Source organism: Microbacterium oleivorans NBRC 103075, from assembly GCF_001552475.1.
Taxonomy (GTDB): Bacteria; Actinomycetota; Actinomycetes; order Actinomycetales; family Microbacteriaceae; genus Microbacterium; species Microbacterium oleivorans.
In genome coordinates this window covers 43,364-68,024 of sequence record NZ_BCRG01000003.1, presented here as the reverse complement: position 1 = coordinate 68,024, position 24,661 = coordinate 43,364, and the positions used below count along the sequence as shown (strand labels likewise).

The 24,661-nt window shown below is 69.7% G+C and carries 29 protein-coding genes; 12 read left to right on the top strand and 17 right to left on the bottom strand.

Translation table 11 applies throughout. The annotated features are described in order from the left end of the window. Positions 1 to 66 precede the first annotated feature (66 nt). From MO1_RS04750 to MO1_RS04740, 3 genes are all read left to right on the top strand, one after another. Complete coding sequence (locus tag MO1_RS04750) at positions 67 to 723, top strand: hypothetical protein (RefSeq protein ID WP_036311928.1); 657 nt, start codon at positions 67 to 69, stop codon at positions 721 to 723. A gap of 247 nt (positions 724 to 970) precedes the next feature. After that, positions 971 to 1,369, top strand: a complete 399-nt coding sequence (locus MO1_RS04745) for a hypothetical protein (RefSeq protein WP_060915343.1) — start codon at positions 971 to 973, stop codon at positions 1,367 to 1,369. Continuing rightward, the gene (locus MO1_RS04740; protein ID WP_060915342.1) at positions 1,366 to 1,653 is read left to right on the top strand and encodes a transcriptional regulator; all 288 of its coding nucleotides are present in this window, start codon (positions 1,366 to 1,368) and stop codon (positions 1,651 to 1,653) included. Before MO1_RS04745 ends, MO1_RS04740 begins: the two co-directional genes overlap by 4 nt. A 30-nt stretch (positions 1,654 to 1,683) precedes the next feature. Here the strand turns inward: MO1_RS04740 and MO1_RS04735 are convergent, their stop codons facing one another. Beyond that, positions 1,684 to 2,100 (bottom strand): hypothetical protein, encoded by a 417-nt coding sequence (locus MO1_RS04735; RefSeq protein ID WP_167542023.1) that lies wholly within the window; start codon positions 2,098 to 2,100, stop codon positions 1,684 to 1,686. Between the two features lie 194 nt (positions 2,101 to 2,294). Further along, positions 2,295 to 2,822 carry a DUF2716 domain-containing protein gene (locus MO1_RS04730; RefSeq protein ID WP_060915462.1) on the bottom strand — a complete coding sequence of 176 codons (528 nt, stop codon included), beginning with the start codon at positions 2,820 to 2,822 and terminating at the stop codon, positions 2,295 to 2,297. Between the two features lie 48 nt (positions 2,823 to 2,870). Between MO1_RS04730 and MO1_RS04725 the strand changes: the two genes are divergently transcribed. Together MO1_RS04725 and MO1_RS04720 are read left to right on the top strand one after the other, a co-directional pair. Then, positions 2,871 to 3,428, top strand: coding sequence for a TetR/AcrR family transcriptional regulator (locus MO1_RS04725; RefSeq protein WP_060915340.1), 558 nt, complete (start codon positions 2,871 to 2,873; stop codon positions 3,426 to 3,428). Next, positions 3,425 to 4,555 carry a GDSL-type esterase/lipase family protein gene (locus MO1_RS04720; protein WP_060915339.1) on the top strand — a complete coding sequence of 377 codons (1,131 nt, stop codon included), beginning with the start codon at positions 3,425 to 3,427 and terminating at the stop codon, positions 4,553 to 4,555. The genes MO1_RS04725 and MO1_RS04720 overlap by 4 nt, the downstream gene beginning before the upstream one ends. On the opposite strand, the gene MO1_RS04715 is transcribed toward MO1_RS04720, so the two are convergent. The 4 genes from MO1_RS04715 to MO1_RS04695 form a co-directional block, all read right to left on the bottom strand. Then, positions 4,552 to 5,052, bottom strand: coding sequence for a hypothetical protein (locus tag MO1_RS04715; RefSeq protein WP_060915338.1), 501 nt, complete (start codon positions 5,050 to 5,052; stop codon positions 4,552 to 4,554). The two genes, MO1_RS04720 and MO1_RS04715, sit on opposite strands and share 4 nt — an antisense overlap. Before the next feature lie 95 nt (positions 5,053 to 5,147). Next, positions 5,148 to 6,044, bottom strand: coding sequence for a TolB family protein (locus tag MO1_RS04710; protein ID WP_060915337.1), 897 nt, complete (start codon positions 6,042 to 6,044; stop codon positions 5,148 to 5,150). Positions 6,045 to 6,063: 19 nt separating this feature from the next. Further along, positions 6,064 to 6,630, bottom strand: coding sequence for a hypothetical protein (locus tag MO1_RS14795; RefSeq protein ID WP_174520546.1), 567 nt, complete (start codon positions 6,628 to 6,630; stop codon positions 6,064 to 6,066). 77 nt (positions 6,631 to 6,707) lie between these two features. Further along, on the bottom strand, positions 6,708 to 7,496 hold the full coding sequence (locus MO1_RS04695; protein WP_036312445.1) for an SDR family NAD(P)-dependent oxidoreductase: 789 nt from the start codon (positions 7,494 to 7,496) through the stop codon (positions 6,708 to 6,710). Positions 7,497 to 7,616: 120 nt separating this feature from the next. Here MO1_RS04695 and MO1_RS04690 point away from each other — a divergent pair, with 120 nt between their 5' ends. Then, positions 7,617 to 8,507 carry an AraC family transcriptional regulator gene (locus MO1_RS04690; RefSeq protein ID WP_060915335.1) on the top strand — a complete coding sequence of 297 codons (891 nt, stop codon included), beginning with the start codon at positions 7,617 to 7,619 and terminating at the stop codon, positions 8,505 to 8,507. Between the two features lie 4 nt (positions 8,508 to 8,511). Here MO1_RS04690 and MO1_RS04685 read toward each other — a convergent pair whose 3' ends face one another. Beyond that, complete coding sequence (locus tag MO1_RS04685) at positions 8,512 to 8,964, bottom strand: hypothetical protein (protein WP_060915334.1); 453 nt, start codon at positions 8,962 to 8,964, stop codon at positions 8,512 to 8,514. 183 nt (positions 8,965 to 9,147) lie between these two features. Between MO1_RS04685 and MO1_RS04680 the strand changes: the two genes are divergently transcribed. Next, entirely contained in the window at positions 9,148 to 9,429 is a 282-nt protein-coding gene (locus MO1_RS04680) for a HesB/IscA family protein (protein ID WP_060915333.1), read from the top strand. A gap of 59 nt (positions 9,430 to 9,488) precedes the next feature. Here MO1_RS04680 and MO1_RS04675 read toward each other — a convergent pair whose 3' ends face one another. Next, positions 9,489 to 9,773 (bottom strand): hypothetical protein, encoded by a 285-nt coding sequence (locus tag MO1_RS04675; protein WP_060915332.1) that lies wholly within the window; start codon positions 9,771 to 9,773, stop codon positions 9,489 to 9,491. Positions 9,774 to 9,889: 116 nt separating this feature from the next. On the opposite strand from MO1_RS04675, the gene MO1_RS04670 reads away from it, so the two are divergent. Continuing rightward, positions 9,890 to 10,483: a hypothetical protein gene (locus tag MO1_RS04670; RefSeq protein ID WP_060915331.1), complete on the top strand. Its 594-nt coding sequence runs from the start codon at positions 9,890 to 9,892 to the stop codon at positions 10,481 to 10,483. A gap of 98 nt (positions 10,484 to 10,581) precedes the next feature. Further along, positions 10,582 to 11,985, top strand: a complete 1,404-nt coding sequence (locus MO1_RS04665; protein ID WP_255209219.1) for a PepSY-associated TM helix domain-containing protein — start codon at positions 10,582 to 10,584, stop codon at positions 11,983 to 11,985. A gap of 7 nt (positions 11,986 to 11,992) precedes the next feature. Here the strand turns inward: MO1_RS04665 and ykgO are convergent, their stop codons facing one another. Continuing rightward, entirely contained in the window at positions 11,993 to 12,115 is a 123-nt protein-coding gene (gene ykgO, locus MO1_RS04660) for a type B 50S ribosomal protein L36 (protein WP_036311902.1), read from the bottom strand. A gap of 64 nt (positions 12,116 to 12,179) precedes the next feature. Here ykgO and MO1_RS04655 point away from each other — a divergent pair, with 64 nt between their 5' ends. Further along, positions 12,180 to 13,211 (top strand): GTP-binding protein, encoded by a 1,032-nt coding sequence (locus tag MO1_RS04655; protein ID WP_060915329.1) that lies wholly within the window; start codon positions 12,180 to 12,182, stop codon positions 13,209 to 13,211. A 55-nt stretch (positions 13,212 to 13,266) separates the two neighbouring features. Here the strand turns inward: MO1_RS04655 and MO1_RS04650 are convergent, their stop codons facing one another. From MO1_RS04650 to MO1_RS04625, 6 genes are all read right to left on the bottom strand, one after another. Then, a complete protein-coding gene (locus tag MO1_RS04650; protein WP_060915328.1) occupies positions 13,267 to 16,677 on the bottom strand; it encodes an error-prone DNA polymerase in 3,411 nt (1,136 codons plus the stop codon). After that, on the bottom strand, positions 16,677 to 18,278 hold the full coding sequence (locus MO1_RS04645; protein ID WP_036311896.1) for a DNA polymerase Y family protein: 1,602 nt from the start codon (positions 18,276 to 18,278) through the stop codon (positions 16,677 to 16,679). Before MO1_RS04645 ends, MO1_RS04650 begins: the two co-directional genes overlap by 1 nt. Further along, complete coding sequence (gene imuA' / locus MO1_RS04640) at positions 18,278 to 18,964, bottom strand: DnaE2-dependent mutagenesis accessory factor ImuA' (protein ID WP_060915327.1); 687 nt, start codon at positions 18,962 to 18,964, stop codon at positions 18,278 to 18,280. Before imuA' ends, MO1_RS04645 begins: the two co-directional genes overlap by 1 nt. A gap of 325 nt (positions 18,965 to 19,289) precedes the next feature. Beyond that, a complete protein-coding gene (locus MO1_RS04635) occupies positions 19,290 to 19,787 on the bottom strand; it encodes an HNH endonuclease (protein ID WP_036311890.1) in 498 nt (165 codons plus the stop codon). 305 nt (positions 19,788 to 20,092) lie between these two features. After that, on the bottom strand, positions 20,093 to 20,857 hold the full coding sequence (locus MO1_RS04630; RefSeq protein WP_235186114.1) for a M23 family metallopeptidase: 765 nt from the start codon (positions 20,855 to 20,857) through the stop codon (positions 20,093 to 20,095). 349 nt (positions 20,858 to 21,206) lie between these two features. Continuing rightward, positions 21,207 to 21,911 (bottom strand): iron-dependent transcriptional repressor DtxR, encoded by a 705-nt coding sequence (locus MO1_RS04625; protein ID WP_060915326.1) that lies wholly within the window; start codon positions 21,909 to 21,911, stop codon positions 21,207 to 21,209. 107 nt (positions 21,912 to 22,018) lie between these two features. Here MO1_RS04625 and serC point away from each other — a divergent pair, with 107 nt between their 5' ends. After that, positions 22,019 to 23,137: a phosphoserine transaminase gene (serC, locus tag MO1_RS04620; protein WP_060915325.1), complete on the top strand. Its 1,119-nt coding sequence runs from the start codon at positions 22,019 to 22,021 to the stop codon at positions 23,135 to 23,137. Between the two features lie 74 nt (positions 23,138 to 23,211). Here the strand turns inward: serC and MO1_RS04615 are convergent, their stop codons facing one another. Together MO1_RS04615 and MO1_RS04610 are read right to left on the bottom strand one after the other, a co-directional pair. Beyond that, positions 23,212 to 23,901, bottom strand: a complete 690-nt coding sequence (locus MO1_RS04615) for a DUF3027 domain-containing protein (RefSeq protein WP_306307168.1) — start codon at positions 23,899 to 23,901, stop codon at positions 23,212 to 23,214. Next, positions 23,894 to 24,277 carry a cold-shock protein gene (locus MO1_RS04610; protein ID WP_036311879.1) on the bottom strand — a complete coding sequence of 128 codons (384 nt, stop codon included), beginning with the start codon at positions 24,275 to 24,277 and terminating at the stop codon, positions 23,894 to 23,896. The genes MO1_RS04615 and MO1_RS04610 overlap by 8 nt, the downstream gene beginning before the upstream one ends. Before the next feature lie 105 nt (positions 24,278 to 24,382). On the opposite strand from MO1_RS04610, the gene MO1_RS04605 reads away from it, so the two are divergent. Further along, complete coding sequence (locus MO1_RS04605) at positions 24,383 to 24,661, top strand: hypothetical protein (protein WP_036311877.1); 279 nt, start codon at positions 24,383 to 24,385, stop codon at positions 24,659 to 24,661.

Below are 24,661 nucleotides of genomic sequence, written 5' to 3'. Positions count from 1 at the left end.
GGGCCGGGTCGTCTTTTCATCTCATCGGGCGTAGCGCTGGCTCGGCTCCTCTGCGAAACTCACCCCATGCGCCGTGCCTCGACGACCACCGCCCTCGCCGCGACGGCGCTTCTACTCAGCGGTGCGCTCAGTGGGTGCACCGCCATGGAGATCACCGCGACGAGCGAGAAGTCCCCTGCAGCGGCGCAGCCCGCTGACATGAGCGGCGCATCCACCTCGAACCTCTCCGGCTGGGAGGGTCTGCCGTCCGAGCCGGTGTCGCCTCAGGAATACGCCCACACCTATATGCAGGCGAACCCACACCACATGCTGCACCGCGACCTCGACGGCATCCTCGAGTACTACCGTGATGCGGCGACGGCATTCCCCTTCCCGCTCCCCCAGGGGTACTCCTTCCCCGCCGACCCCGGCTACTACGACCGCCCCGAAGACGGACCGAACTGGGCTGAGGTCACGACGGCCAACCGGATCTGGGCGTACTTCGAGTTCGCGAACGTGCAGGCCGCGAAGGCCGCGTTCGACCGGGGTGACGAGGATGCCGCGGCCGGCTACCTCGATGTCGTCCGCGACGCATACCTGTCCGAGGCATTCCCCAACAACTACGTAGGCACGCCGCCGCAGGACTTGTACAACCTCGTCTACAGCGGCATGCGGCAGGGCGATTTCACCCTCGAGACCAACTTCATCTTCAACCCGTTCCCGTGGAAGCCGGGCACCACCTGACCGGCGCGGTTCCGCTCAGCGCGTGAGGCCTGTTCCCGGTGAACGTTGGCGGCGGACTGCCAGGCCGACACCGGCCGTCAGAACCGCCAGTAGGCCGGCGCCCGCCCACACCCACCCGGTGGACGAGGTCGCTGTGACAGGCGCGGCATCCCGGATGTTCTTCGCGCGCTGATTCCGTCACGCGTCGATCCGTCGCCTATTTGCACATCTGCAAGTGACTTCCTACCGTGGAAGGGAAGGAGGAACCATGGACGATCACCGCTACGCGACACCCGCCGACATCCCCGCAGCGCCCCGGTGGCGCTGGTCGGCATCCGACCTCACCCTGCTGATCGGGATGCCGCTCGTCGCCTACCTCGGCGGGGTCGGCGCCGCCACAGGATCGGCCACGGCACTCATCCTCGTCGCCTTCGCGGCACTCGTCACGGTCACCTTCACGGCCCTGCGCACCGGGCGGCGGAATCAGCCGCGCCTGTCCCGCATCACCCAACCCGCCGCCGTGTTCGTCGCCGTCATCACGATCGTGACGGGCTGGAACCTCTTCCAGTTCGCGCCGCATCCGGCCGCTGTCACCTGGCTCGCGCCGGCAGTGCCGGTCGCCCTGTTCGCAATCCTCGTCGCTCTCATGCGAGGCATGCGTCGGTGAGGCCGGAGGTCAACGAACGGGAACTCCTCGTCGTCCCCCGGTTCAAGGTGCTCGGCTTCCTCTGCCAGGTCGAAGAAGCCGACTACCCGGCGCTCGTCGAGTTCACCGAGCTGAGCATCCCCGACATCTCGCGGAGCGTCGGCTTCCTCGCCGACCGCGGACTCGTGCAAGTCAGGAAGGAACGCACCGGCCGCGTCGCCCACACCATCGTCCGCGCGACGCCCGACGGCATCCGCGAGTTCCGCGCACTGCTCGAGGGGTTACGGAAGTACGGGCTGAGCTGAGCGATCGGTCACGATCTTCACGCCGCAGGTTTACGACGCGCTACAGCCCTCGCGAATGCGGATCGAAGACTCAACGAGGGAACCACTCGCCGCCACCACCGCGACAGCCACCGCGGTCCAGATGGCCACGGCGGTAACGCCCGCCTCCAACGTGACGTAGCCGAGCGTCGCACAGCCCGCCGCGGCCACGACAGCGGCGACGAACGCACCCGACCGACGGGAGCCGAGTCGGTCGCCGACCTTGACGGCCTGTCGCGTGAGCATCCACACGACGAAGCCCACCGTCGCGCCGATCCCCGCGCCGTAGGGGGCGCCATAGAGCATCACTCCCCACGGGGTCGCCTCAGGCCAATAGACGCTCACAACCGTCACAGCGGCGAGAACCACGCCCGTTGCCGCGCCGATCAGGCCGGCGAAGACGAACCGCGTCACGGATCCTGCTGCCACGAGTCCACCCTAGGTCGGATTGCCGCGCACACTTCTCCCCCGACGCCCTCGCCCGGGCGGCACTCGACCTCGTCGACACCGACGGGCCCGATGCTCTCTCGATGTCGGCGCTCGCGCGCCGCGTCGGCGTGCCGTGCAGGCCGCCGTGGCCCTGACTGCTGCACGCGCGATCAGCCAGCCTCAGCGCCGTTGTATCAAGCCGCCTGTGCGCCGCGCTCGCGAAGGACAGGCAACCACGTCCTCAGCTCCGCCCCGAGCATGCGGACCATCTGCGGGCCGAACACACACAACGAGGGCTCCCACGGATGAGCGAAGGTGCCTTCCTTGAGATCGGGGGTCGCGTGGATGTAATAGTCCCCATCGGGAAGGACGGAGGGCAGCAGGGGAAACCCGTCCGGAGCGATCGGGGGTGGAACATCTTCGGCAGGGCGTAGCCGGTAGCCATTGTGGTTCCAGTCCAGGACCAGCAACGCGACGTCATCCCCGAAGGCGCTAAGGAAGGCACGTCGCGCGCTCGCTTCCACCGAGTCCCAGGAGGCGCGAAAAAGTCCGGGAGCTCCCGCTGCGCGGAGCGGCTCGAGATCGAAGGTGATTGACGGATCCGGGTCTTCGATTGCGGGTCGCGCCTCGCCGCCTGTTGGGACGAAACGGAATCGCGCGTCGAACTCGTCCCACGCGCGATCGTTCTCGTCGTCCGTCAGAGGTTCCCATGCACCGATCACCTTCACACGCTATCGACTAGAAACCTAAAGGGTGTAGGTTAACTCTTCGTGCCCCGCGCGAACCTCTCCCCCGACGCCCTCACCCGGGCGGCACTCGACCTCGTCGACACCGACGGCCCCGACGCGCTCTCGATGTCGGCACTCGCGCGCCGCGTCGGCGTACAGACCGCCAGTCTTTACGCCCACGTCCGCGACCTCGCCGCGCTCCGCGGCGCCGTGCAGGCCGCCGTCTTCCACGAGCTCGCCGACACCATCGGCGACGCGCCCACCCTGCGCGAGCTGGCGAACGCGCAGCGCGCCTACGCCGCCGCGCGCCCGGCGCGCTGGGCGATGATCTCGCAGCCGGTCGAACGCAACGAGATCACCGGGCCGGCGGCATCCCGCATCTCGGCGCTCGTCGTCGGCTCGCTCGCCGACTACGCCCTGCCTGCGAGCGAGACCGTGCACGCGGTGCGCTTCGCGAGCGCCACCATCGCCGGTTACCTCGCCCTCGAATCCGCCTCGTCGTTCGCGCACCGCGACGAGACCATCGACACCTCCTGGCACCGCGCGCTCGACGCCCTCGACCGCGCCCTCCAAACCTGGACGCCGAAGGACCCCGCATGATCGACATCACCCTCGACACCACGACCGTCCGCGGACTCGCCGAACTCGAACCCACCGACCGCGGCCTGCGACTGCACCGCCTGCCCGCGTGGGTCCGCACCCAGTACCCCGAGCCGCAGCTCCTCGGCGTCGAGGCGCAGCCCGCCGGCGCGCGCATCGCGGTTCGGACCGCGGCGTCCCGCCTCGACCTCGACCTCCGTGCGACGCGCGCCACGCTCCGCGGACTCAGCCGCCCGCGCGGGCGCGTCGACATCCGCATCGACGGCGCCCTGCACGACAGCGTCGAGCTCGACGGCGGCGACACCCTCGACACCGATCCGGCCACCGGCATCCGTCAGCTTGTCGAAGGACCCGCCCAGCGCATCGCCGTGGATGGACTCGACCCGCGCGACAAGCTGGTCGAACTCTGGCTGCCGCACAACGAGACGATCGAGCTCATCGCGCTGCGCGCCGACGCCCCCGCGTCCGCTGACACGACCGCGCGTCCGCGCTGGGTGCACCACGGCAGCTCGATCAGCCAGGGCTCGAACGCGACGCAGCCGAGCTCGACGTGGGTCTCGCTCGCCGCCCGCCGCGCCGGGCTCGACCTCCGCAACCTCGGCGTCGGCGGCAGCGCCCAGGTCGACCCGTTCGTGGCGCGCGTCATCCGCGACACCCCCGCCGACGTCATCAGCGTCGCGCTCGGCATCAACGTCGTGAACGCCGACGCGATGCGGCTGCGCGCGTTCGTCCCCGCCGTCCACGGCTTTCTCGACACAATCCGCGACGGCCACCCCGACACGCCACGTCACCTCATCACGCCGATCTGGTGCGGCATCCACGAGAACACCCCCGGCCCCGGAACCATCGACCCCGAGTCCTTCGCCACCGGCACACTGCTGTTCGGTGCCGCGGGAACCCCCGGCGACACTGCCGGCGGACGCCTCACCCTCGAGGTCATCCGCGACGCCCTCGCCGATGTCCACGCGCACCGCGACGATCCGAACCTGCACCTCGTCGACGGCCTCGCCCTCTACGGCGAAGCGGATGCCGCCGCCCACCCACTCCCCGACCGGCTCCACCCGAGCCCCGAGGCGCACCGCCTCATCGGCGAGCGCTTCGCGGCGATGGCGCTCGTTTCCGTCTAGGCGCCCGCGGGCGGCCGCGCGGCCTCGATCGCCGCTTTGATGACGCCCCAGACGATCGTGATCACGACCGCCACCAGGCCGCCCCATGCCGGGTCGATCCCGTAGAGGGCCTGCAGGGGGTTGGCAGGAAGCGCGGCGACGTACACGACGAACAGCAGCGACAACCCGATCCCATGAGCGAGGACCTTGGCGATCTTCTTCGGCCTCTGCGTATCCGTCGCGTTGCGCAGGTCGGACGCCGCGCCGATGAACGCGAACGCGATAGTGACGAGCGCAGCCACCCCCATCGCGACCCACACGTCCAGCTGAACCCGCACCGCATCGTTCTCCGGCCCCAGCGCAGCGATCGCCGACCGCAGGGCGAGGAACGCGGCGATCGCCTCAGCCGGTATCAACTCCGTAATCACGCCGAGCGACTTCGCCACGGCATTCTCGTTGTTGTCGAGCACCGAGAAGTCGGTCCGTACCGCTCGCTGCCCCACCGCGTATGCAGTCATCCGCTCATCTCCCCAAAGATTGCGTCTGAGGAATGATTACACCCGCCGGTTGTCCACGTCAATGACTCCCGAGCCGAGCCACTGCTGACGCCGACTCAGCCCACCGGATAGTCGACGTACGCGAACCGCGACCCGTCGGACGTCCAGCTGTTCACGTTGATCGTGCCCTGCCCGCCGAACACCGTCGCGACGGTTTCGGGATGCCGCCAGTGCCCACCCCGGACGAGCCGCAGCTCGACCTCGACATCCGCCGGGTGGCCGTTCGTCCCGGGCGGGAAGCTGATGTAGACCGCGTCGCGGCCCGTCGGCGACGGGTGCGGAAACCAGTTCACCCGGTCGTCGAACGTCAGCTGCTCGAGACCCGAACGGTCCCGTCGCATCCGCGCGATCTGCGCGTGCCCGGGCGTCTCGGAGAACTGCTCGGTGTTCAGGTAGATCCACGACCCACCCGGCGACCACTCACTCCCGTCTGCGACCTCACCCGTCGTCAACGGGACGTCCTCCGACCCGTCGATCCGCGCCGTCCGGAGGTCCGCTGACAGCACCTCGCCGTCCTCGATCGACAGCGCCGTGTACGCGATCCACGCCCCATCCGGGCTCACCCCGTGCAGGAAGTGCATGAACGGATCGGCCGGATCGGTGATCCGCGTTCCCTCACCGCCGGTCCGCGGCGCGCGGTAGATCTGCCCGTCGTTCGCCGACAGCAGGATGTCGCCCGACTTCGGCACGAGCACGTGATCATTGTTGATCGGCGGGATGCCAGTGAACGGCACCTCGACGAAGTCCTCCCCCGACGAATCCGGATCGAGTAGCCACAGCACCCCGCCGCCGTTCAGCAGCAGACCCTCCGGCGCCCAGTTCGGCGCCTCGAGCAGGACTTCGTCGGTCTCGAAGACGACTCGGTCGGAGCCGGTCACGACGTCGTAGACGTGGACGCGGCACCGCTGCCCGTCGAGGGCGAAGTCGCGCGGCGGGAAAACGGTGATGGCCATGCTTCACCGTAACCGTCGGTCAGTGATCGTCGTCGAACTCTTCGTTCTGCGTGCGCTGCTTCTCGATGTACGCGGGCGTCATCTCGTCCTTCGGTGTCCCCTGCGTCAGCGACCACTCCGGGTTCTCGACCGAGCCGCCGAGGATGCACTCCTGGTAGTACTGCCCGAACTCGTTCTCGGCGAGGATGGTGACGTACCAGCGCGGCGACACCGTCCGCTCGTAGACCTTCGGCTGGCCGACCTGCTTATCGCCGGCTCCCTGCCCGTTCGTCTGCTCGGCGGCGCAAAGCTGTCCGGCCTGCACGGCGGTCATCCCGGCGGCATCCGGATCACCGTCGGGATCGGTGTCGGTCGGCGGCTCGACGGGACGTGTCGCGGGCGGACCCGTCGGCGTCGGAGTGGGCGTCGGAGTCGGCGAGGGGGTCGCGGGGTCGCTCGGCGCCGGAGTCTCCGTCGGCGTCGGGGACGGCGACGGAACCGACACGGATGCCGTCGGCGACGGCGACGGCGACGGCGACGGCTCGGGGGCGCATCCGGCCAGCAGCAAAGCGGCCATCGCCAGCACGCCGACTGCCTGCATCCTCATCCGTGCCACGGTCGCCTCTTTCTCGTCGAGAGGACAACCATCTCACCTGCGGACCCCGCCCGACGACCGGCGGCCGGTCACCCGACCCGGGCCGCGACGATCCCCCCGTCGACGCTGAGCACCTGCCCGTGAATGTACGACGCTTCGTCCGACGCGAGAAAGCGCACCGCGTGCGCGATGTCGATCGGCCGCCCGGGCTGACCCGCGGGCGACACCGCCGTCATCATCTTCAAGATCTCCAGCGCCGAGGCGTTCCCCGGGGTGAGCGTCGCGCCCGGCGCCACCGCGTTCACCCGCACACCACGCGGCCCGAACTCCGCCGCCCACGCCTGCGTCAGATGCTCGAGCGCCGACTTCGTCGCCGGATACAACCCGACGTTCGGCGTGCCGACGTGCGCCATCCACGACGTGATGTTCACGATCGCGCCCGACCCCCGCTCGACCATGCCGGGAGCGAGAGCGCCGACGAGGTCATGGGGCACACGCACGTTCGTCGCGAGGAGCGCGGCCACATCGTCGTCGGACAGCTCCGGCGTCGGCCCGATCGGGAAGATTCCGGCGTTGTTCACCAGCACGTCGACCCACCCGCCCAGCGCCTCGGCGGCCTGCGCGGCGAACGCACGCGCAGCAGCGGGACTCTCCGCGAGGTCGCCCGTGACGACGGATGCCGCGCCCCCACCACCCGTGATCGCCGCCGCAACGGCCTCGGCACGGTCGACGTCGCGCCCGTGAACGACGACGTGAGCACCGGATGCCGCGAGCACATGAGCGATCGCTTCGCCGATGCCACTCGACGAACCGGTGACGATGGCGGTGCGGCCGGCGAGACGCTGGTCGCGAGGAAGGGACAGGAGATTCGTGGTCATGACTCCACGCTGACGGTCGACAGCCCGATCGAGTTGCCTGATCCGGTCGGATGCTTGCCTGATCCGCTGCGTGTTCGCCCGGGCGGGCCGGCGGCCACCGGCATCCGCTTCAATGAACACATGGATCAACGGATCAGGGCGAGCTTCGACCGTGGCGCCGAACGCGTGCGACGTCACATCGACCGCCCGCATCGAGCCGAGGCGCTCGGGCTGATCCTGGGGCGGACGACGGCGCCGAGTCCGACGATGTTCGTCCAGTACAAGCCGTGCCTGTCGGTCGTGCTCACGGGACGCAAGGTCTCGGGCGACGACGCCGCGACCGAGCAGGAGTGGGGGCCCGAACGGTTCCTCATCACACCCGTCGACCTGCCCCTGTTCGCCCGCGTCACCGAGACCGGCGCATCGGGTGACTTCGTCTCGGTCAACTGGCAACTCGACCCGACGGCCGTCGCCGAGGTCGCCGCGCAACTGCCTCGCACCGCCGCGCCGGAGGCACCGGATCGCCTCGGCACGATGACGGCCGAGATCGCCGACGTCGTCGACCGGATGCTGGCCCTCCTCGACGCGCCCGACGAAGCACCCGTGCTCGCGCCGCTGCTCAACCGCGAGCTCGTCGTGCGCCTGCTGCAGAGCGACCAGGCGGGGCGGCTGCTCGGGACGGCGGCTCACGCGAACGCCGACATCGTGAACGCGGCGATCACGACACTGACCCGCCGGCTCGCCGAGCCGTGGACGCTCGACGGCGTCGCGGCATCCGTCGGCGCCAGCCCGACCACGTTGAGCCGGCACTTCCGCGAACTGACCGGCCTCACGCCGATGCGGTACCTCAAGCGGCTCCGCCTCGGTGAGGCCCGGCGCTTGCTGATCGCCGACGGCGACACCGCCGCGCAGGCAGGCGCCACCGTCGGCTACATCAGCGCGTCGCACTTCTCGCGCGACTACCGCGCCGCCTACGGACGCTCCCCCGCCTCCGACGCGACAGACCTGCGCGAACGGATGCGGGCGAGCTGATCGCTCACGCGTCTTGGGGCGTCTGCCCCTCTTTCTTCACGTTGAACCAGCCGAGCCAGCCGGTCTCGGTTGCGACGACCTCGTAGGGTCCGCATGCGAAGACGGTCGTCGGCAGCGGTTCGCCGAGACTGCCGTACCGACTGTCGAACGGGAGTCCTCGGCGGTCGGTCTCCGTACACCCCTCCGGCTCGCTGCCGCCCTCGATGGAGATGACCGCGTTCGTCTCGTTCGTCGTCGCGGTGTTCTTGATCGTCTTCGCGTCCGTGGGGATCCACGACGGCAGGGCAATCCCGACCCAGCCCTTCGACGCGGCGGCGCGGTCGGCGAACTCCTCCGAGTGCACCTTCTCGATGGCGTCCATCGGGTTGCAGGCGGCGAGCGCGAGGACGAGAAGCGGAGCGACGAGGCCCGCTGCCGCAGCGAGGCGGAGACGGCGGGATGAAGTGGTGTGAGGCATGGCTCGAGTCAATCCGCCACGGCCCGCGGGCGAATCGGCCCGAGTGATGACCCGGCGTACACCGGGCGGATGAACCTCCGTAAACCGTGTGAGTGCGAGCCGAAGGTGCGTCGGAGGTTGCACCGGCATCCGATTCTCGGAATCGTGGCCCGCTCACGCACGCACTCCACGGAAGGGAGCATCATGCTCACACTCACCGAGAACGCCAGCACCGCCGTCAAGAGCCTCGCTACGCAGATCCCCACCGAGACCGGTGGACTCCGGATCGCCGAGGCATCCGACCCGCAGAACGGGTACGCCCTCTCTCTCGCACCCGCTCCCGCCGACGGGGACACCGTCGTCGAGACCGATGGTGCCCGTGTCTTCGTCGACCCGGCCGCGAGCGTCGCGCTCAACGACCGCATCCTCGACGCCCGCGTTGAAGAGGACGGATCAGTCGGCTTCGCGCTTGCGCAGGCCGTCTGACACCTCAGACTTTCGCGAGAGCCTCGGACCGAACGGTCCGGGGCTTTCGTGCGTTCGCCTCAGGCGAGTCGCTCGACGCGCGCCTTCGCCTGCGCCGGACGCATCAGCGCACGCACCGACGCGACGATGCACGACACCGCGACGACGAGAAGCACGACGGCGCCGAGCAGCATCACGATGCCGAGCACGATGACCGGCTTCGGGATGGTGAGGAACAGCATCCCGAGGATCACGAAGCCCGCCGCGACCACAAGGAAGACGATGCTGATGAAGATCGCGATGAACGCGCCCGAGCCCATCTGCTTCCGCTGGACCGCTTCGTTGCGCTGCGCGTAGTTCGTCATGGTGTCCTCCGACCGGTGAAAGTCCTTCCACGGTAATCCCGCAGGAGATGTGGTCCCCAGGGGTTGCGCAGTGACGCCGATCACGTTTGCGTCACCGACCCTGCGACAATGGAGCCGTGCGCCCCTCCCGAGTCTCCCGCGTTGCTCGCGGTGCACTCGCAGCATCCGTCGCCACCTGGGCGGCCCTCATCTCGCACGTCGCCGGTGGCGGACAGGTCCCCGGCTGGCTCGGCATCGCCGTACCGTTCGTCCTGTCGGTCGCCGTCTGCACGGCCCTCGCCGGGCGGCGCCTCTCGCTCATCCGACTCGCCCTCGCCGTGACCGGCAGCCAGCTGCTCTTTCACACCCTCTTCGTCCTCGGCGCCGTCACGCCGACGGCAGGGGGCCACGGGCACCACATGACCCTGATGACGGATGCCGGGGGCACCACCGCCGCCATCTGCGCCGATCCCCTCATGTGGGCGATGCACGGCGTCGCCGCACTCCTGACCGTCACCGTCCTGCACCGCGGCGAACGCGCCGCGCAGCGCCTACTCGCCCTCGCGGCCGACGTCGCGCGCTGGGTGCGTCGCCGCATCCTCGTCGCCGTCCTGGCACTCGGAGCGCTCGACCGTCCCGCGCTCGCGTCGGTGTCGGTCGTTCCGGTGCTCCGCTCGGTCGTCCTCCGGGTCGCCGCCGGTCGCGGTCCTCCGCGCGCACTCCTGATCTGACGCGCGCCGCCGTCCCGCTCTCGATGAGGGATGTCGCGGTGCGCCGCGCCGTCTTCCGGCGCGCCTTTCCGCTGCCTCCTCTCCGTTCGAAAGCGATCATGACCGCCACGCTGTCCACCCCTCCCGCTCCCCCGCGCACCACCCGCCGTCCGGGCTGGTTCGGCGCCTTCCTCGTGCGCCTGCACTTCTACGCCGGCATCCTCGTCGGACCCTTCATCCTCGTCGCCGCGCTCAGCGGCGGCCTCTACGCCCTCGCCCCGACGATCGAGCAGGGCGTCTACGCGCGTCAGCTACACGCACCCGTGACCGACGCGCCCCTCACGCTCGGCCAACAGGTCGAGATCGCCGAGGCCCATGTCGGAACCGCCGCCACCCTGTCGGCCGTGCGCCCCGCCCCCAAGCCCGGCGATACGACGCGCGTCATGTTCGCGCAAGACGGGCTCGGTGAGAGCGAATCCCGCGCCGTGTTCGTCGACCCCGGCACGGGTGAGATCCGCGGCGACGAGACCGTCTACGGCACGAGCGGATCGCTGCCGCTGCGTACCACGATCAGCAACTTCCACCGCAGCCTCGGGCTGGGCGACCCCGGCCGGATGTACAGCGAGCTCGCGGCATCTTGGCTCGGCATCGTCGTGATCGCGGGCGTGGCGCTCTGGATCATCCGCATCCGCACCGCGCGCACGAAGAAGGACTTCGTGCGGCCGTCGCTCAAGCACACGGGGTACCGCCGCTTCTTCAGCTGGCACACGTCCCTCGGCATCTGGATCGCGCTCGGCGCCGTGTTCCTGTCGGCGACCGGCATCACGTGGTCGACTTTCGGGGGGCAGAACGTCACGGACCTGCGCGCCGCGCTCGACTGGACGACGCCCACCGTGTCGACGAGCCTCGGTGGCGCCACGGGTGCCGGCGATGAGCACGCCGGGCACGGCGCGGCATCCGGAGCGGTGAACGTCGACCCCGCCACGTTCGACGCCGTGCTCGCCGAGGCGGAGCGCGTCAACATCGACACCGGGCTGGTGCAGATCACGCCGCCCGCGGCGGCCGACCAGGCATGGAAGGTGCAGGAGATCGACCGCGGCTTCCCGGGCCACCTCGACGCCGTCGCGATCGACGGCACGACGCTGAAGCCCGTCGACCGCGTGGACTTCGAGAACTTCTCGCTGCCCGCGAAGCTGGCCTCGTGGGGCGTCTCGATCCACATGGGCACGATGTTCGGCCTCGCGAACCAGATCGTCATGTTCCTGCTCGCGATGAGCATCGCCGGCATGGTCGTGCTCGGCTACGCCATGTGGGTGAAGCGCCGCCCGACGAAGACCGCACGGGTCGGGATGCCGCCGCGCCGAGGCGTCCTCGACGGCGCGCCGTGGTGGGGTGTCGCCGCCGTCGTCGCGGGTGGCGTGCTGCTCGGTCTCGCGCTGCCGCTGCTCGGGTGGACGCTCGCCGCGTTCGTCGTGGTGGACGTGATCGTGGACGCCGTGCAGCGGAGGCGCGCGGCGGCCTGACGGTGGCTCAGCCCTGACGGCCCTTGAAGCGGGGGTTGAGCTTGTTGATGACGAAGACCCGGCCCCGGCGACGCACGACCTGCGCGCCGGGCTGGTTCTTCAGGGACTTGAGGGACGCACGAACCTTCATGACACACTCCTATTGAGAACGGTTATCATCAAGGCTACACAAACCGGGATGAGTGGGGTGTCGAATGCACGAGACGGACGTGATCGCCGTGATGGGAGCGTGCGGACCTGAACGGGCGGTGTACGCCGAGCGCCTGAGTCTGGCGACGGGGAAGCCTCTCCTCCCGGCATCCCGACTCGGTGGGGACGATCCCGCGGCGCAGGCGGGGGCGTTCCTGCCGTGGATCGACCTCGGCCCCGGTGTCATCGCCGAGTTTCCGTCCGACACATCGATCCTCGACGTCATCGGAACATTCTCGGAGCACGACAGCGGACTGCGCCTCACCGGCGTCGTCTGCGTGGTCGACGCCCCGCATCTGCTGGACGACCTGCGACGCGAGACGTACGCAGGCGCACCCGACGTGGACGAGACCGGCACGCCGGGAGTCCGGTACACGGCGCACGCCCTGCTGGCGGTGCAGCAGCTCGAGTACGCCTCGACGATCATCCTCGTGAACTGGTCGGGGCTGTCGACTCCCGACCTCTCGATCACGATGGCGCTCGTGAGTCACCTCGCACCCGCCGCGAGGCTGCGACTCCATCAGGAGACGGCCGACCCCCTACCGGCCTTCACCGTCGGGCGACATCACCAGCCGGCGCCGGGGTGGGTGCGACTACTGAACGACGAGTTCGCACCGCACATGACGGATCCGCGGATCAGCGCGTTCCGCTACGAGAACGTACGGCCCCTGCATCCCGGACGATTGGCCGCCCTTCTGGACGAGCGCATCGAAAGTGGGCAGTTCGGTTTCGTGATCCGCTCGGCGGGGTTCTGCCGTTTCGCGACGCGCTCGCACACGGTCGCGCAGTGGGATCACGTCGGCGCGATGATCGCGTTCTCGCCGGTGCAGGTGGACGACGGGATGCGGGAGCCCGAGGCGCTTCTCGCGGTCGGCGAGGACATCGCGTTCCTGGGTCTCGACCTGCACCACCGGGCTCTGCGGGCTGCCCTCGACGAGACGGCGTTGACCGACGATGAGCTCGCGGCGGGGCCGGTGGCGTGGGCGGAGTTCGAGGATCCTTTCCCGACGTGGCAGGTGACCCGCAGCGGCGAGTGAGCGGACCGGACGGCGACGGGCGGTCTGCGCCCGCGGCGCGGCATCCGACCGAGAGTCACTGGAAGTCTCGCGAGCGGTGCGTCACCCCCACTCGCAGATCCTCGAACGCATCGGCAACGAGGTTGGTCACCCCCTCGGGAGAGCGCTCCAGCATGCCGCGGGCGATGAGTGCGGGACTGTCGCGCAGGATGCGGCGGTATCTGTTCCACACTCCGACCGAGCAGATCACGTTCATCACGCCGTGCTCGTCTTCGAGGTTGAGGAAGGTGATGCCGGATGCCGTCGCCGGCCGCTGTCGGTGCGTCACCAGACCCGCGACCTCGATGCGGCGGCCGACCTCGTGCTCGCGCATGCCGCGTGAGGTGATCACCCCGCGCGCGTCGAGTTGCGACCGGTAGTGCGTCAGCGGATGGTCGTCGGCTGACACCCCGGTCGCCCAGAGGTCGGCGGCGAGCACGTCGTAACTCGACTGGTCGGGGAACAGCGGCGGCTGCACCGACACGAGCGAGCCCTCGAGGAACTCCAGCCGGTCCTGTGCAGCATCCCCCGCCAGCCAGATGCCCTCGCGCCGCGTGATCCCGAGGCTCTCGAACGCCCCCGCCGTCGAGAGCGCCTCGAGGTGCGCCGCCGTCGCGCCGGTGCGCCGCACGAGGTCGCGCAGGTCCCGGTACGGACCGGATGCCTCCCGTTCCGTCACGATCTTCGTCGCCAGCGGCACCCCGATCCCCGTGATCGAGGCGAGCCCCAGCCGAACCGCGAACTCCCCATCGCGCCGGTGCGCCGCCGACTCGTCGGGCAGCGACCGGTCGAAGGTCGGCACAGGCGGCTGGATGCGGTCGGTGCACGAGTCCCTGCCCGTCGGGGCACGGCGGTAGGTCGCCCCCTCCGCCACCGGCTCCATCCCCGCTTCGACCCCCGACGCGTGCAGGTCGGGACGCCGCACCTCGACTCCGTGCCGGCGCGCGTCGGCGGTCAGGGTCGCGGGCGAGTAGAAACCCATCGGCTGCGCACGCAGCAGGGCCGCCAGGAATGCCGCCGGGTAGTGCAGTTTCAGCCACGACGACGCGTATACGAGCAGCCCGAACGACAGCGAGTGACTCTCGGCGAAGCCGAAGTTCGCGAACGCCTGGATCTTCACGTAGATGTCGTCGGCGGCCGTGCCCGTCAGGCCGTTGCGAGCCATACCCTCGTAGAGCTTCTTCTTCAGCGAGTCGATCCGCTCGATGCCGCGCTTCGATCCCATCGCGCGACGGAGCAGGTCGGCATCCTCCCCCGACAGGTCGCCGATGGCCATGCCCATCTGCATGAGCTGCTCCTGGAACACCGGGATGCCGAGAGTCCGCTCCAGCACCGGCTCGAGCTTGGGATGCGCGTACGTGATCGGCTCGTCGCCGAGCTTGCGCCGCACGAACGGATGCACCGCGCCGCCCTGGATCGGCCCCGGACGGATGAGCGCGATCTCGACCACGAGGTCGTAGAACTTCCGCGGCTGGAGGCGCGGCAAGAGCCCCATCTGCGCCCGGGATTCGACCTGGAACACGCCGATCGAGTCGGCCCGGCACAGCATGTCGTAGACCGCCGCCTCCTCCTTCGGCATCGCGTCGAGCGACCACCGCTCCCCCGTCGCGGCCTCGATCATGTCGAAGCAGTACTGCAGGGCGGCGAGCATCCCGAGCCCCAGCAGGTCGAACTTCACGAGACCCATCCACGCGGCGTCGTCCTTGTCCCACTGGATGACGGTGCGGTTCTCCATGCGCGCGTGCTCGATCGGCACGACCTCGCCGACCGGACGATCCGTCAGCACCATGCCGCCCGAGTGGATGCCGAGATGCCGAGGCGCCTTCAACAGCTCGCCCGCGTACTCCACGACCCGGTCCGGGATGTCATGATCGCCCGGGGTGTCGAGCGTCGCCCCCCACCGCTCGACCTGCTTCGACCAGGCATCCTGCTGCCCCGGCGAGTGCCCGAGTGCTTTCGCCATGTCGCGGATCGCGTTCTTCGGCCGGTACTGGATGACGTTCGCGACCTGCGCCGCCCGCTCGCGTCCGTAGGTCTCGTAGACCCACTGGATGATCTCCTCACGCCGATCCGAGTCGAAGTCGACGTCGATGTCGGGCTCCTCGTCGCGGAGCGCCGACAGGAACCGTTCGAACGGCAGGTCGTAGAAGATCGAGTCGATCGCCGTGATGTCGAGCAGATAGCAGACGGCACTGTTCGCGGCGGATCCCCGCCCCTGACACAGGATGCCGCGGCGCCGCGCCTCCTGCACGATGCCGTGCACGATGAGGAAGTAGCCGGGGAAGTCCTTCTGCTCGATGACGCCGAGCTCCTTCTCGATGCGCGCGCGGTTCGCGTCGGTGGCATCCGGATACTTGCGGGGCACCGCCTCCCACACCAGGTGCCGGAGCCACGTCATCGGCGTGTGCCCCTCGGGAACCTGCATCTTCGGCAGCGCGGGCTTCGCGCGGCGGAGGGGGAACGCGAGTTCGTCGGCGAGTGCGACGGTCCGCTCGACGGCGCCCGGGTACCGACGGAAGCGCCTGGCCATCTCGGCACCCGACCGCAGGTGTGCGCTCGCGTGCGCGGGCAGCCACCCGTCGAGCTCGTCCAGCCCGCGGTTCGCACGCACCGCCGCGACCGCCGCCGCGAGGTGCACCTTCTCGGGCACGGCGTAGTGCACGTTGTTCGACGCGACGACCGGAAGCCCCCGCTCGGCGGCGAGCGCGGCGAGCACGTCGTTGTCGCGCGAGTCGGTCGGCGCGCCCTGATCGATGAGCTCGATGTCGACCCGTTCCGCCCCGAACAGGTCGACGAGCCGATCGAGCTCGTAGGCGGCGGCATCCACCCCGTCGGCGGCGAGTGCCTGCCGGACGGCGCCCTTGCGGCATCCGGTCAGCACCTGCCAGTGCCCGCCGGCGCGATCGGCGAGATCACGCAGGTCGTAGACCGGACGCCCCTTCTCGCCGCCCGACAGCTGCGCGTGCGTGATGGCGGCGGCGAGCCGGTGGTACCCCTCCTCACCGCGCGCGAGCACCAGCAGATGACTGCCGTGCGGATCGGGTTCGCCGCTCTGCGGACCGGGGAGTCCCAGCGACAGCTCGGCGCCGAACACGGTCTGCAGCTGCAGATGCTCGGCGGCTTCGGCGAAACGGACGATGCCGTAGAACCCGTCGTGGTCGGTGATCGCGAGGGCGTGAAGGCCCAAACGCTCAGCCTCCTCGACAAGGTCTTCGGGTGAGGACGCACCGTCGAGGAACGAGAACGACGAGTGCGCGTGCAGCTCCGCGTACGGCACCGCATCGATCGGACGCTCGATCTCGGGCGTCCGATACTTCCCGCGCTTGTGCGACCACGCCGGACTGTCGCCGCCGTCGGCGCCCGCCGGCGCTCCCTCGGGGCGGCGCCGGTCGCTGAGGATCCGCTCCATCTCGGACCACGAGACCGACGGGTTGTTCCCCCACCCCATCAGTCGTACCTGCCCTCGGCGTGCCAAACGCCCTCTTCGCAGACGAGCAGCCAGGCGGTCTGCGCCTCGTCGACGATCTGGAACCGGTTCGCGCGGCGGGCACGCGCGGGGTCCCATCCCCGCTCCATGACCGGCCACGGTCCCGCCCACGAGGCGATGCGACGCGGATGCCGGGGCCTCCGCGCCCCCGACGCATCCGGCGCTCCGGGAAGGATCAGCGCGACCGGCTCGGCGGTCAGCTCTCCCCGCCCGTCGACCGCGACCATGTCGTCATCGCGGTCGATCACCGCGACGGGAATCGGCTCGGGAAACACGGTCGCCGGCAGCGGATCGGGAAGACTCCCCGGCCACGGCCGAGCGCGCTCGGCGATGACCGCACGGTCGCCCCTGCTCCCTCCGTCTCCCCAGGGCACGAGCACCTGCCGCTCCGCGAGCCACCGGCCGCCACCCAGCTGCGGGGTCACGACCCCGGCGTGCCCGAGCATCGCCTGCACGCGCGACAGCGCCGAGTGCACGCGTTCTTCCGGCCCCGAACCGAACAGCCCCGTCACGTGATGGGATGCCGCATCCACCTTTTCGGGCGCGATCCGCACCTTCGCGACCGCACTCTTGAGCCCGCGCTCGGCGAGCTGCCAGCGCACCCGGTCGACGACGGCAGCGGCATCGAACGCGCCTGGATGCAGCCAGACCCGCTCGCTGTGATCGCCGCGGTCGCCCGTCAGCGCGACGCGCAGCTCGGTGCAGACGAGGTCGACGGCGCCGAGCCCCGAGATGAACTGCTCCGCTGCGAGGCGTACGCCGAACGCGACCTGGTCGGCGATCTCGAGCGGCGGCTCGAAGCTGACCTCTCGTTCGAGCTCGGGCGGGGGCGTGCGCGGTTGCACGGGTTGCGAGTCGAGCCCCGACGCGAGCGCGTGCAGTCGCGCTCCGCGCGGGCCGAGCCGTTCGACGAGCCGCGCGGGCGGAAGGGCGGCGAGCTGACCGAGCGTGTGGATGCCGAGACGCGCGAACAGGCTCGCGACAGACTCGTCTTCCAGCGACGTCACCGGCAGCGTCGACAGGAACGCGGCCGCCGAACCCGGCGGCACGATCCGCATCGGCGCGTCCGGGCCGGTGGTGCGGGCGGCCTGCTCCGCCGTGAACGGACCATCGCCGACTCCCGCGCGCACATCGTGCACGCCGAGCTCGGCGAGCGCGCCGGTCAGCGCGGTCGCCGCGCCCGCTTCGCCGCCGTAGAACCGGGCGGGTCCCTTCACCCGCAGCGCGCAGAGCCCCGGCTCGCGCAGCTGCACACCCGGCGCGATCTCCTCGAGCCGGGCGATGAGCGGCGCGAATGTGCGGTGGTCGCGGGCGTCGTCGGCGTCGACCACATGGAGCTGCGGACATCGCGCCTGCGCGTCGCGGCGCCGCATCCCCCGGCGCACCCCGTCGGCACGTGCGGTCGGCGAGGTCGCGGCGACCGTCCCCTTCGCGAAGACGGCGATGGGCTGGCCGACCTCGGCGAGCCCCTCGAGCCCGAGCGCGACGACCGGCCAGTCGGGCACCCAGACGACGAGGCTCCGCACCGGCTCAGTCCCGGTGTCGACGAGCGCGGGATCCATCAGCTCACCGCCCGCATCGGCAGGTCGACGATCGGCGTGACAGGCTGCGGGCGCACCGCGATCGCGCCGTCGGGGGCGGGCAGCAGCATCCGCGACGACCGCGGCACCGGAAAGCGCCGGCTCGTGACCGTCACGGTCAGCTCGCGATCCGAGAGCACACCGTACCCGTCGCCGAGGCCGGACCAGCGGGCATCCGTCACATCGATCATCGCCTCCGTCTGCGGCCACGGGCCCTGCACGAGCAGCACGACCCCGCGCTCGCGCATGCGCGCCGCGAGTCGTGAGATGTCGGCATCCTTCGCCCGGGTCGGCGGCCGCACCGCGACGACCGGCAGCACATCAGCGATCGTCGCCGTCACAGCGAGCCAGCGCGGACCCGGCTCGGGGATCAGCACGAGGTGCGTCAGGTCGACGCCCGCCTTCTCGGCCGCCTCGGCGCCGAACCCCGGCATGCCCACCACACCGCACCAACTACCGGTCTGCGACGGCTGCGCCAGCAGGCCGAACAGCAGCGACATCGAGCCGCCGATCGAATACGACGATCCGGGGCGCAGCCCCCCGCCCGGCAGCAGATCAGCCAGGGCAGGATGGGTGGGAAGGGGCGGCGCGTCGAGCTTGCGCCCCTGGATCTGGGCCATCTGCGCGCGCAGCCGCTGCACCTCTTGGGCAGTGGCGGTGCTTCGCACGATGGATCTCACCTCGACATGGTAGAAGCTTTGTTCGAATGACTCAAGCGGTCTACCTCGAAGATACGCACGGGTTCCGACATCCCCTGAGGGATGCCGCGCCCCTGCCCCACGCCCCGGATCGCCCCGGATTCGGACATCCACCCCGGATTCGGACCCCAACACCCTGATCCATCCGAATCCGGCACACTTCTCCGAATCTGCAAACAGCACGCGCCACACCCGAGCGGATGCCGCGGCTCACCGCCCCCAACCGCGCGATGCCACCCCAAGACACGCGAACGCTCTCGGTGCCGCACGAGGCACCGAGAGCGAACGGCTCGGCTCAGGCCGCGAGCGCCAAGTACGGCTCCCACGCGGGTTCTGCGCGCTCGGCACCGCGCACACGCCAGCCGGCGCCGCGGGGCGGTTGCGGCATCCACCGCAGTTCCCACTTCATCTCCTGCGGTGTGCGGTCGCCCTTGATGTTGTTGCAGCGGAGGCACGCGGCGACGAGGTTCTCCCACGAGTCGGCTCCCCCGCGCGAGCGCGGCAGCACGTGGTCGATGGTCGACGCGCTCTTGCCGCAGTATGCGCACCGGTGCCCGTCGCGGCGGAGCACGCCGCGGCGGGTGACGGGCACCCGGCGTCCGGCGGGGATCCGCACGTACCGGGTCAGCACGATGACGGCGGGTCGGTCGTACACGTCATGGGACCCCCAGACGGGATCCCCCTCGACGCGCTCGACGATGGTGGCCTTCTCCGTCATGACGAGCACGAGAGCCCGCTTGAAGGAGATGACGGCCAGGGGTTCGTAACCTGCGTTCAGCACCAGAGTGCGCATAAGGGTGTCCTCTCGAACGGCCCTGACGGCTTCAGGGCCTTCCGTGTCGCCGACGCGGCGCGGGTCGAGAGGGGTGCGGGTACGAAAAAAGGCGCCGTCATGAAGACAGCGCCTTAATCGCACGACCGACGTCGTGGCATTCGTGCACACGATGCCGCAGCACATGCCGACCTAGCGCATTCCGGTTGCGAATGCGGGGTTGGATGTCCATACGGCTCCCCTCGGCTCGAACGAGCGTCGGGGTCAGGGTATTACACCCCGGGATGCCTGAGGGCGAACAGCAGAAGAACGGATGCCGTGTGTCGTCAGCCGGCGTTGGCCTGCAGCCACGACTCGGCGTTGGTGTACCCGTTGTTGATGCGGATCTCGAGGTGCAGGTGGGTGCCGTTCGCACGGCCGGTGTCGCCGACCTGGCCGATGAGCTGACCGACGGAGACGGTGTCGCCGACGGAGACGCGGCGCGTACCCCAATTCATGTGCGCGTAGAGCGAGGTGACCCGCACACCGCCGATGTTATGGGCGATCTTCACGTAGACACCCCAGCCCGGACCGGACTCGGACGACGCGACGACGGTGCCATCTGCGACGGCGTAGATGGGTTCACCACGGCCGACCATGTAGTCGGTTCCCTTGTGGCCGGCGTACGGACGACCGAAGTTGTCGAAGTGCGCGAGCGGACGACGCACGGTGCCTGATCCGGGCGATACGAGCGGAACGTCCGACGAGAAACTCGAGGACGATCCCGAGGACGACGACGAGTCGGACGACGAGGTGCGAGCCTTGGAGGAGGCGGCGAGACGTGCAGCGAGTGCAGCCTTGGCGGCCTTCTCCGCGGCTTCCTTCGCCTTGGCCTTCTCGATCTCTTCCGGCGTGGTGGCCGAGTAGCCGCCGCGCTCGAGCGTGGCGGGGCTGCCCTCGGAGGCGACGACGAGCGACTGCGCATCGTCTGCCGAGACCTGCTGCAACGTGCGGGCCTGGGCGGCGTCGCCCCGGTCAGCCGCGGCGAAGGCGGGAATGGCGACAGTGGCGACCATACCGGCGACGGCGGCGACCGTGAGGAAGCTGCGCATCGGGTGCGGACGGGTGGAGGCCGAACGAGTGGCGGGCGCCTTAGCGGCGACGCGACGGCTCAGACGACCAGTGCGATGGGCCGTCGATGCCTCAGAAATCTCGTTCGACGGGTGGAACTCTTCAGCCAAGCTGTCCTCCGGCGCCTTCGCATCCAGGGGGAAGGATGCTGGCTCGTCGGCAATCAGTGATCGGGCACAGATGTACGGGGCACTCCGTGAATGACGAGCCGGAAAGGCAACTCGCGGAGCGGTCCGTGGCGGGCTTCTCGCCGATGGACTCTCCGAGGCTACCGGAAGGTAACGAATAAGTCACGCTCTCGTCGCCGATGGCCGGCGTCGGGCTCGGGGGTCAGATCTCGCGCGCGTCCACGATGAAGATGTGCGAGGCGACCTCGACGGGCAGCTCGAGAGCCTCATCGACGTCGTCCATCTCCACGAGGACGTAGCCCTCGTTGAACCGGAACGAGCCGGTGCGACCGGGAATGACGCCCGCGTCGCGCAGCTGGGTCAGCAGCTCCGGGTCGACCTGCATGGGCTCGGCGAGGCGACGGATGCTGCCGGTCACCGGACCGCCGGCATCGTTCAGTCGGCGGACGAGACCCACGACACCGTTGTCGAACGCATTCGCGGGCACATCGCCGAGCTGGTCGAGTCCGGGGATCGGGTTGCCGTACGGCGACTCGGTGGGGTGGTCGAGCAGTTCGATGAGGCGGCGTTCGACGAGCTCGCTCATGACGTGCTCCCAGCGGCACGCCTCTTCGTGGACGTACGCCCAGTCGAGGCCGATGACGTCCGACAACAGACGCTCCGCGAGACGGTGCTTTCGCATCACGTCGACGGCCTTCTGCCGACCCGGATCCGTGAGCTCGAGCTTGCGGTCCTCCGAGACGACGACGAGTCCGTCGCGCTCCATGCGGCCGATCGTCTGCGACACCGTGGGGCCGGAGTGGCCGAGGCGCTCCGAGATGCGCGCGCGAAGGGGAGTGATCCCCTCCTCCTCGAGCTCGAGGATGGTGCGCAGGTACATCTCAGTGGTGTCGATGAGGTCGGTCATGAAGGCCTTTTCGCGCGGGAGACAGTACCGTCCCAGCCTATCCGGCATCCGGTCTCGGAGCGTCACGGAACCGAAGCCGCCACAGCCCGCGCCCTAGACTTCTCGGCATGGCGACAGTGACCCTTCCCCGCGAAATCCTCCCCGTCGACGGCCGCTTCGGCTGCGGCCCGTCCAAGGTCCGTGCCGAGCAGCTCGAGGCTCTCGTAACACAGGGAGCGTCGCTGTTCGGGACGTCGCACCGCCAGGCTCCCGTGAAGGACCTCGTCGGACGCACCCGCGCGGGCCTGGCTGACTTGTTCCGCCTCCCCGACGGCTACGAGATCATCCTCGGCAACGGCGGGTCGACGGCGTTCTGGGATGCCGCAGCCTTCGGCCTCATCGAGAAGCGCGCGCAGAACCTCGTGTTCGGCGAGTTCGGCGGCAAGTTCGCCGCCGCGGCCGCCGCCCCCTGGCTCGAGGCGCCGGACGTCCGCCGCGCGGAGCCCGGCACGAGCGCGAAGCCGGAGGCGGTCGAGGGAGTGGACGTCTACGCCTGGGCGCACAACGAGACCTCCACGGGTGTCGCGACCGCGATCTCACGCGTTCACGGCGACGCGGGCGCGCTCACGGTGATCGACGCCACGAGCGCCGCGGGCGGCATCGACATCGACATCGCCGAGACCGACGTCTACTACTTCGCACCGCAGAAGAACCTCGGCTCCGACGGCGGCCTCTGGTACGCCGCGGTGTCGCCGGCCGCCATCGAGCGGATCGAGCGGGTCGCGGCATCCGGTCGGTACATCCCGGAGTTCCTGAGCCTGAAGAACGCACTCGACAACTCGCGCCTGCAGCAGACGCTCAACACTCCGGCGGTCGCGACCCTGCAGCTCCTCGACAGCCAGCTGCAGTGGATCAATGGCAACGGTGGCCTCGCCTGGGCCGGGGCCCGCACCGCGGAATCCTCGAACGCGCTTTACGACTGGGCGGATGCCGCCTCCTTCGCGACGCCGTTCGTCACCGATCGCGCCGACCGCTCCCCCGTCGTGGTCACGATCGACTTCGACGACTCGATCGACGCGGCCGCCGTCGCCAAGAGCCTCCGCGCGAACGGCATCGTCGACACCGAGCCGTACCGCAAGCTCGGACGCAACCAGCTGCGCGTCGCGACGTTCGTCTCGATCGAGCCCGACGACGTGCGCCAGCTGATCAAGGCGATCGACTACACGGTCGAGCACCTGAGCGACTGACCTCTGCTCATACGACGACGCGGCCCCGAGGAGTGATTCCCGGGGCCGCGTCGTTTCAGAGCGCATGCCGCGCGTCAGTACTCGCGCAGGACCTCGGAGTTCTCGTCGTCATCGTCGTCGGACTCATCGTCGTCGTCCGACTCGTCGTCGTCAGAGTCGTCGTCGTCAGAGTCGTCGTCTGAGTCATCATCCGATTCGTCGACATCAGAGTCGTCGTCCGCCTCATCATCGTCCGGAGCCGTCTCGTCGAGCTCGTCGATGTCGACGCCGTCGACGTCGCCCGCGTGAAGGATCGACGAGCCGTCGCCGTCGAAGTCGCTCACGTCGAGGTCCTCTGCGTCGACATCATCGTCATCGTCGGTGTCGTCTTCGTCGGTGTCGTCGGTGTCGTCGTCATCCGAGTCGTCGCCCTCGTCCTCGTCGGACGCGGCCTGAGCAGCCTGATACTCCGCGAGGCGCTCGGCCCACGGCAGCCACTCGGGAGCGAGAAGCGCACCGTCGCCGGGGAGCAGCTCGATCTCGAGCACGGTCGGGGCGGAGCCCTCGACAACGGCGACACTCACGGTCCAGAACCAGCCGGGGTAGCCCGCCATCCGGTTCGCGAAGCGCAACGAGACCACTCCGCCGTCCTCGACGAGGTAACCGGCGGCGTCGCCGACGGTCGATTCGGGCGTGACCTCGAAGAGCGCGGCGCGCGCGAGGTCGTGGGCCTCGATCAGACGCGGGTCCGCCGGGGCGGAGTCCGGTTCGGTCGACTCAGGCATCGAGTTCATCGGCGACCTTGCGGAGCACAGCGGCGACCTTCTTGCCGTGTGCACCGCTCGGGTACCGTCCGTGGCGAAGGTCCCCGCCGATGCCGTCGAGCAGCTTGACGAGGTCCTCGATGATGACCGCCATGTCGTCGGCCGGCTTGCGGTTGCGCTTGCTGAGGCTGACGGGCGCGTCGAGCACGCGGACGGCGAGCGCCTGCAGACCACGGCGGCCGTCGGCGACGCCGTACTCCAGCCGGGTGCCGGGCTTCATCGTCGTGGTGTCGGCGGGGAGCGCGGTCGCGTGCAGGAAGACGTCCTGACCGTCGTCGCCGGTGATGAAGCCGAAGCCCTTCGCCTCGTCGTAGAACCTGACCTTGCCGGTGGGCATGTGTCGAACCTCGCTGCTCGAGCCCGCGTGCGGGCATGGAAAAGTGGGACCGTCTCAGCCCCACCACCAGACTACGGCACCGCGGCGAGCCGCTACTCTGATCGGATGAGCACTCCGCCCCCGGCCGGCGACCTTCCCGTCCGTCGCATCGACCGCATCCTGGCGTTCATGTCTTTGGGGCTGCTGATCCTGTCGGTGGTGTGCTTCTTCGCGATCATCCTCGCGTCGGGTCCGGGTGGGCTGAAGCAGGCCGACTTCGCAACCGGGGTGTGGCCCGTGGTGAGCCTCGTCGTCTACGTCGCCCCGCCGGTCGCGTTCGCCCTGTTGCTCGCACTGCTGATCATGACCTTCGTGCGACGGGGACGGGCCAACAAGGGTCGTTGA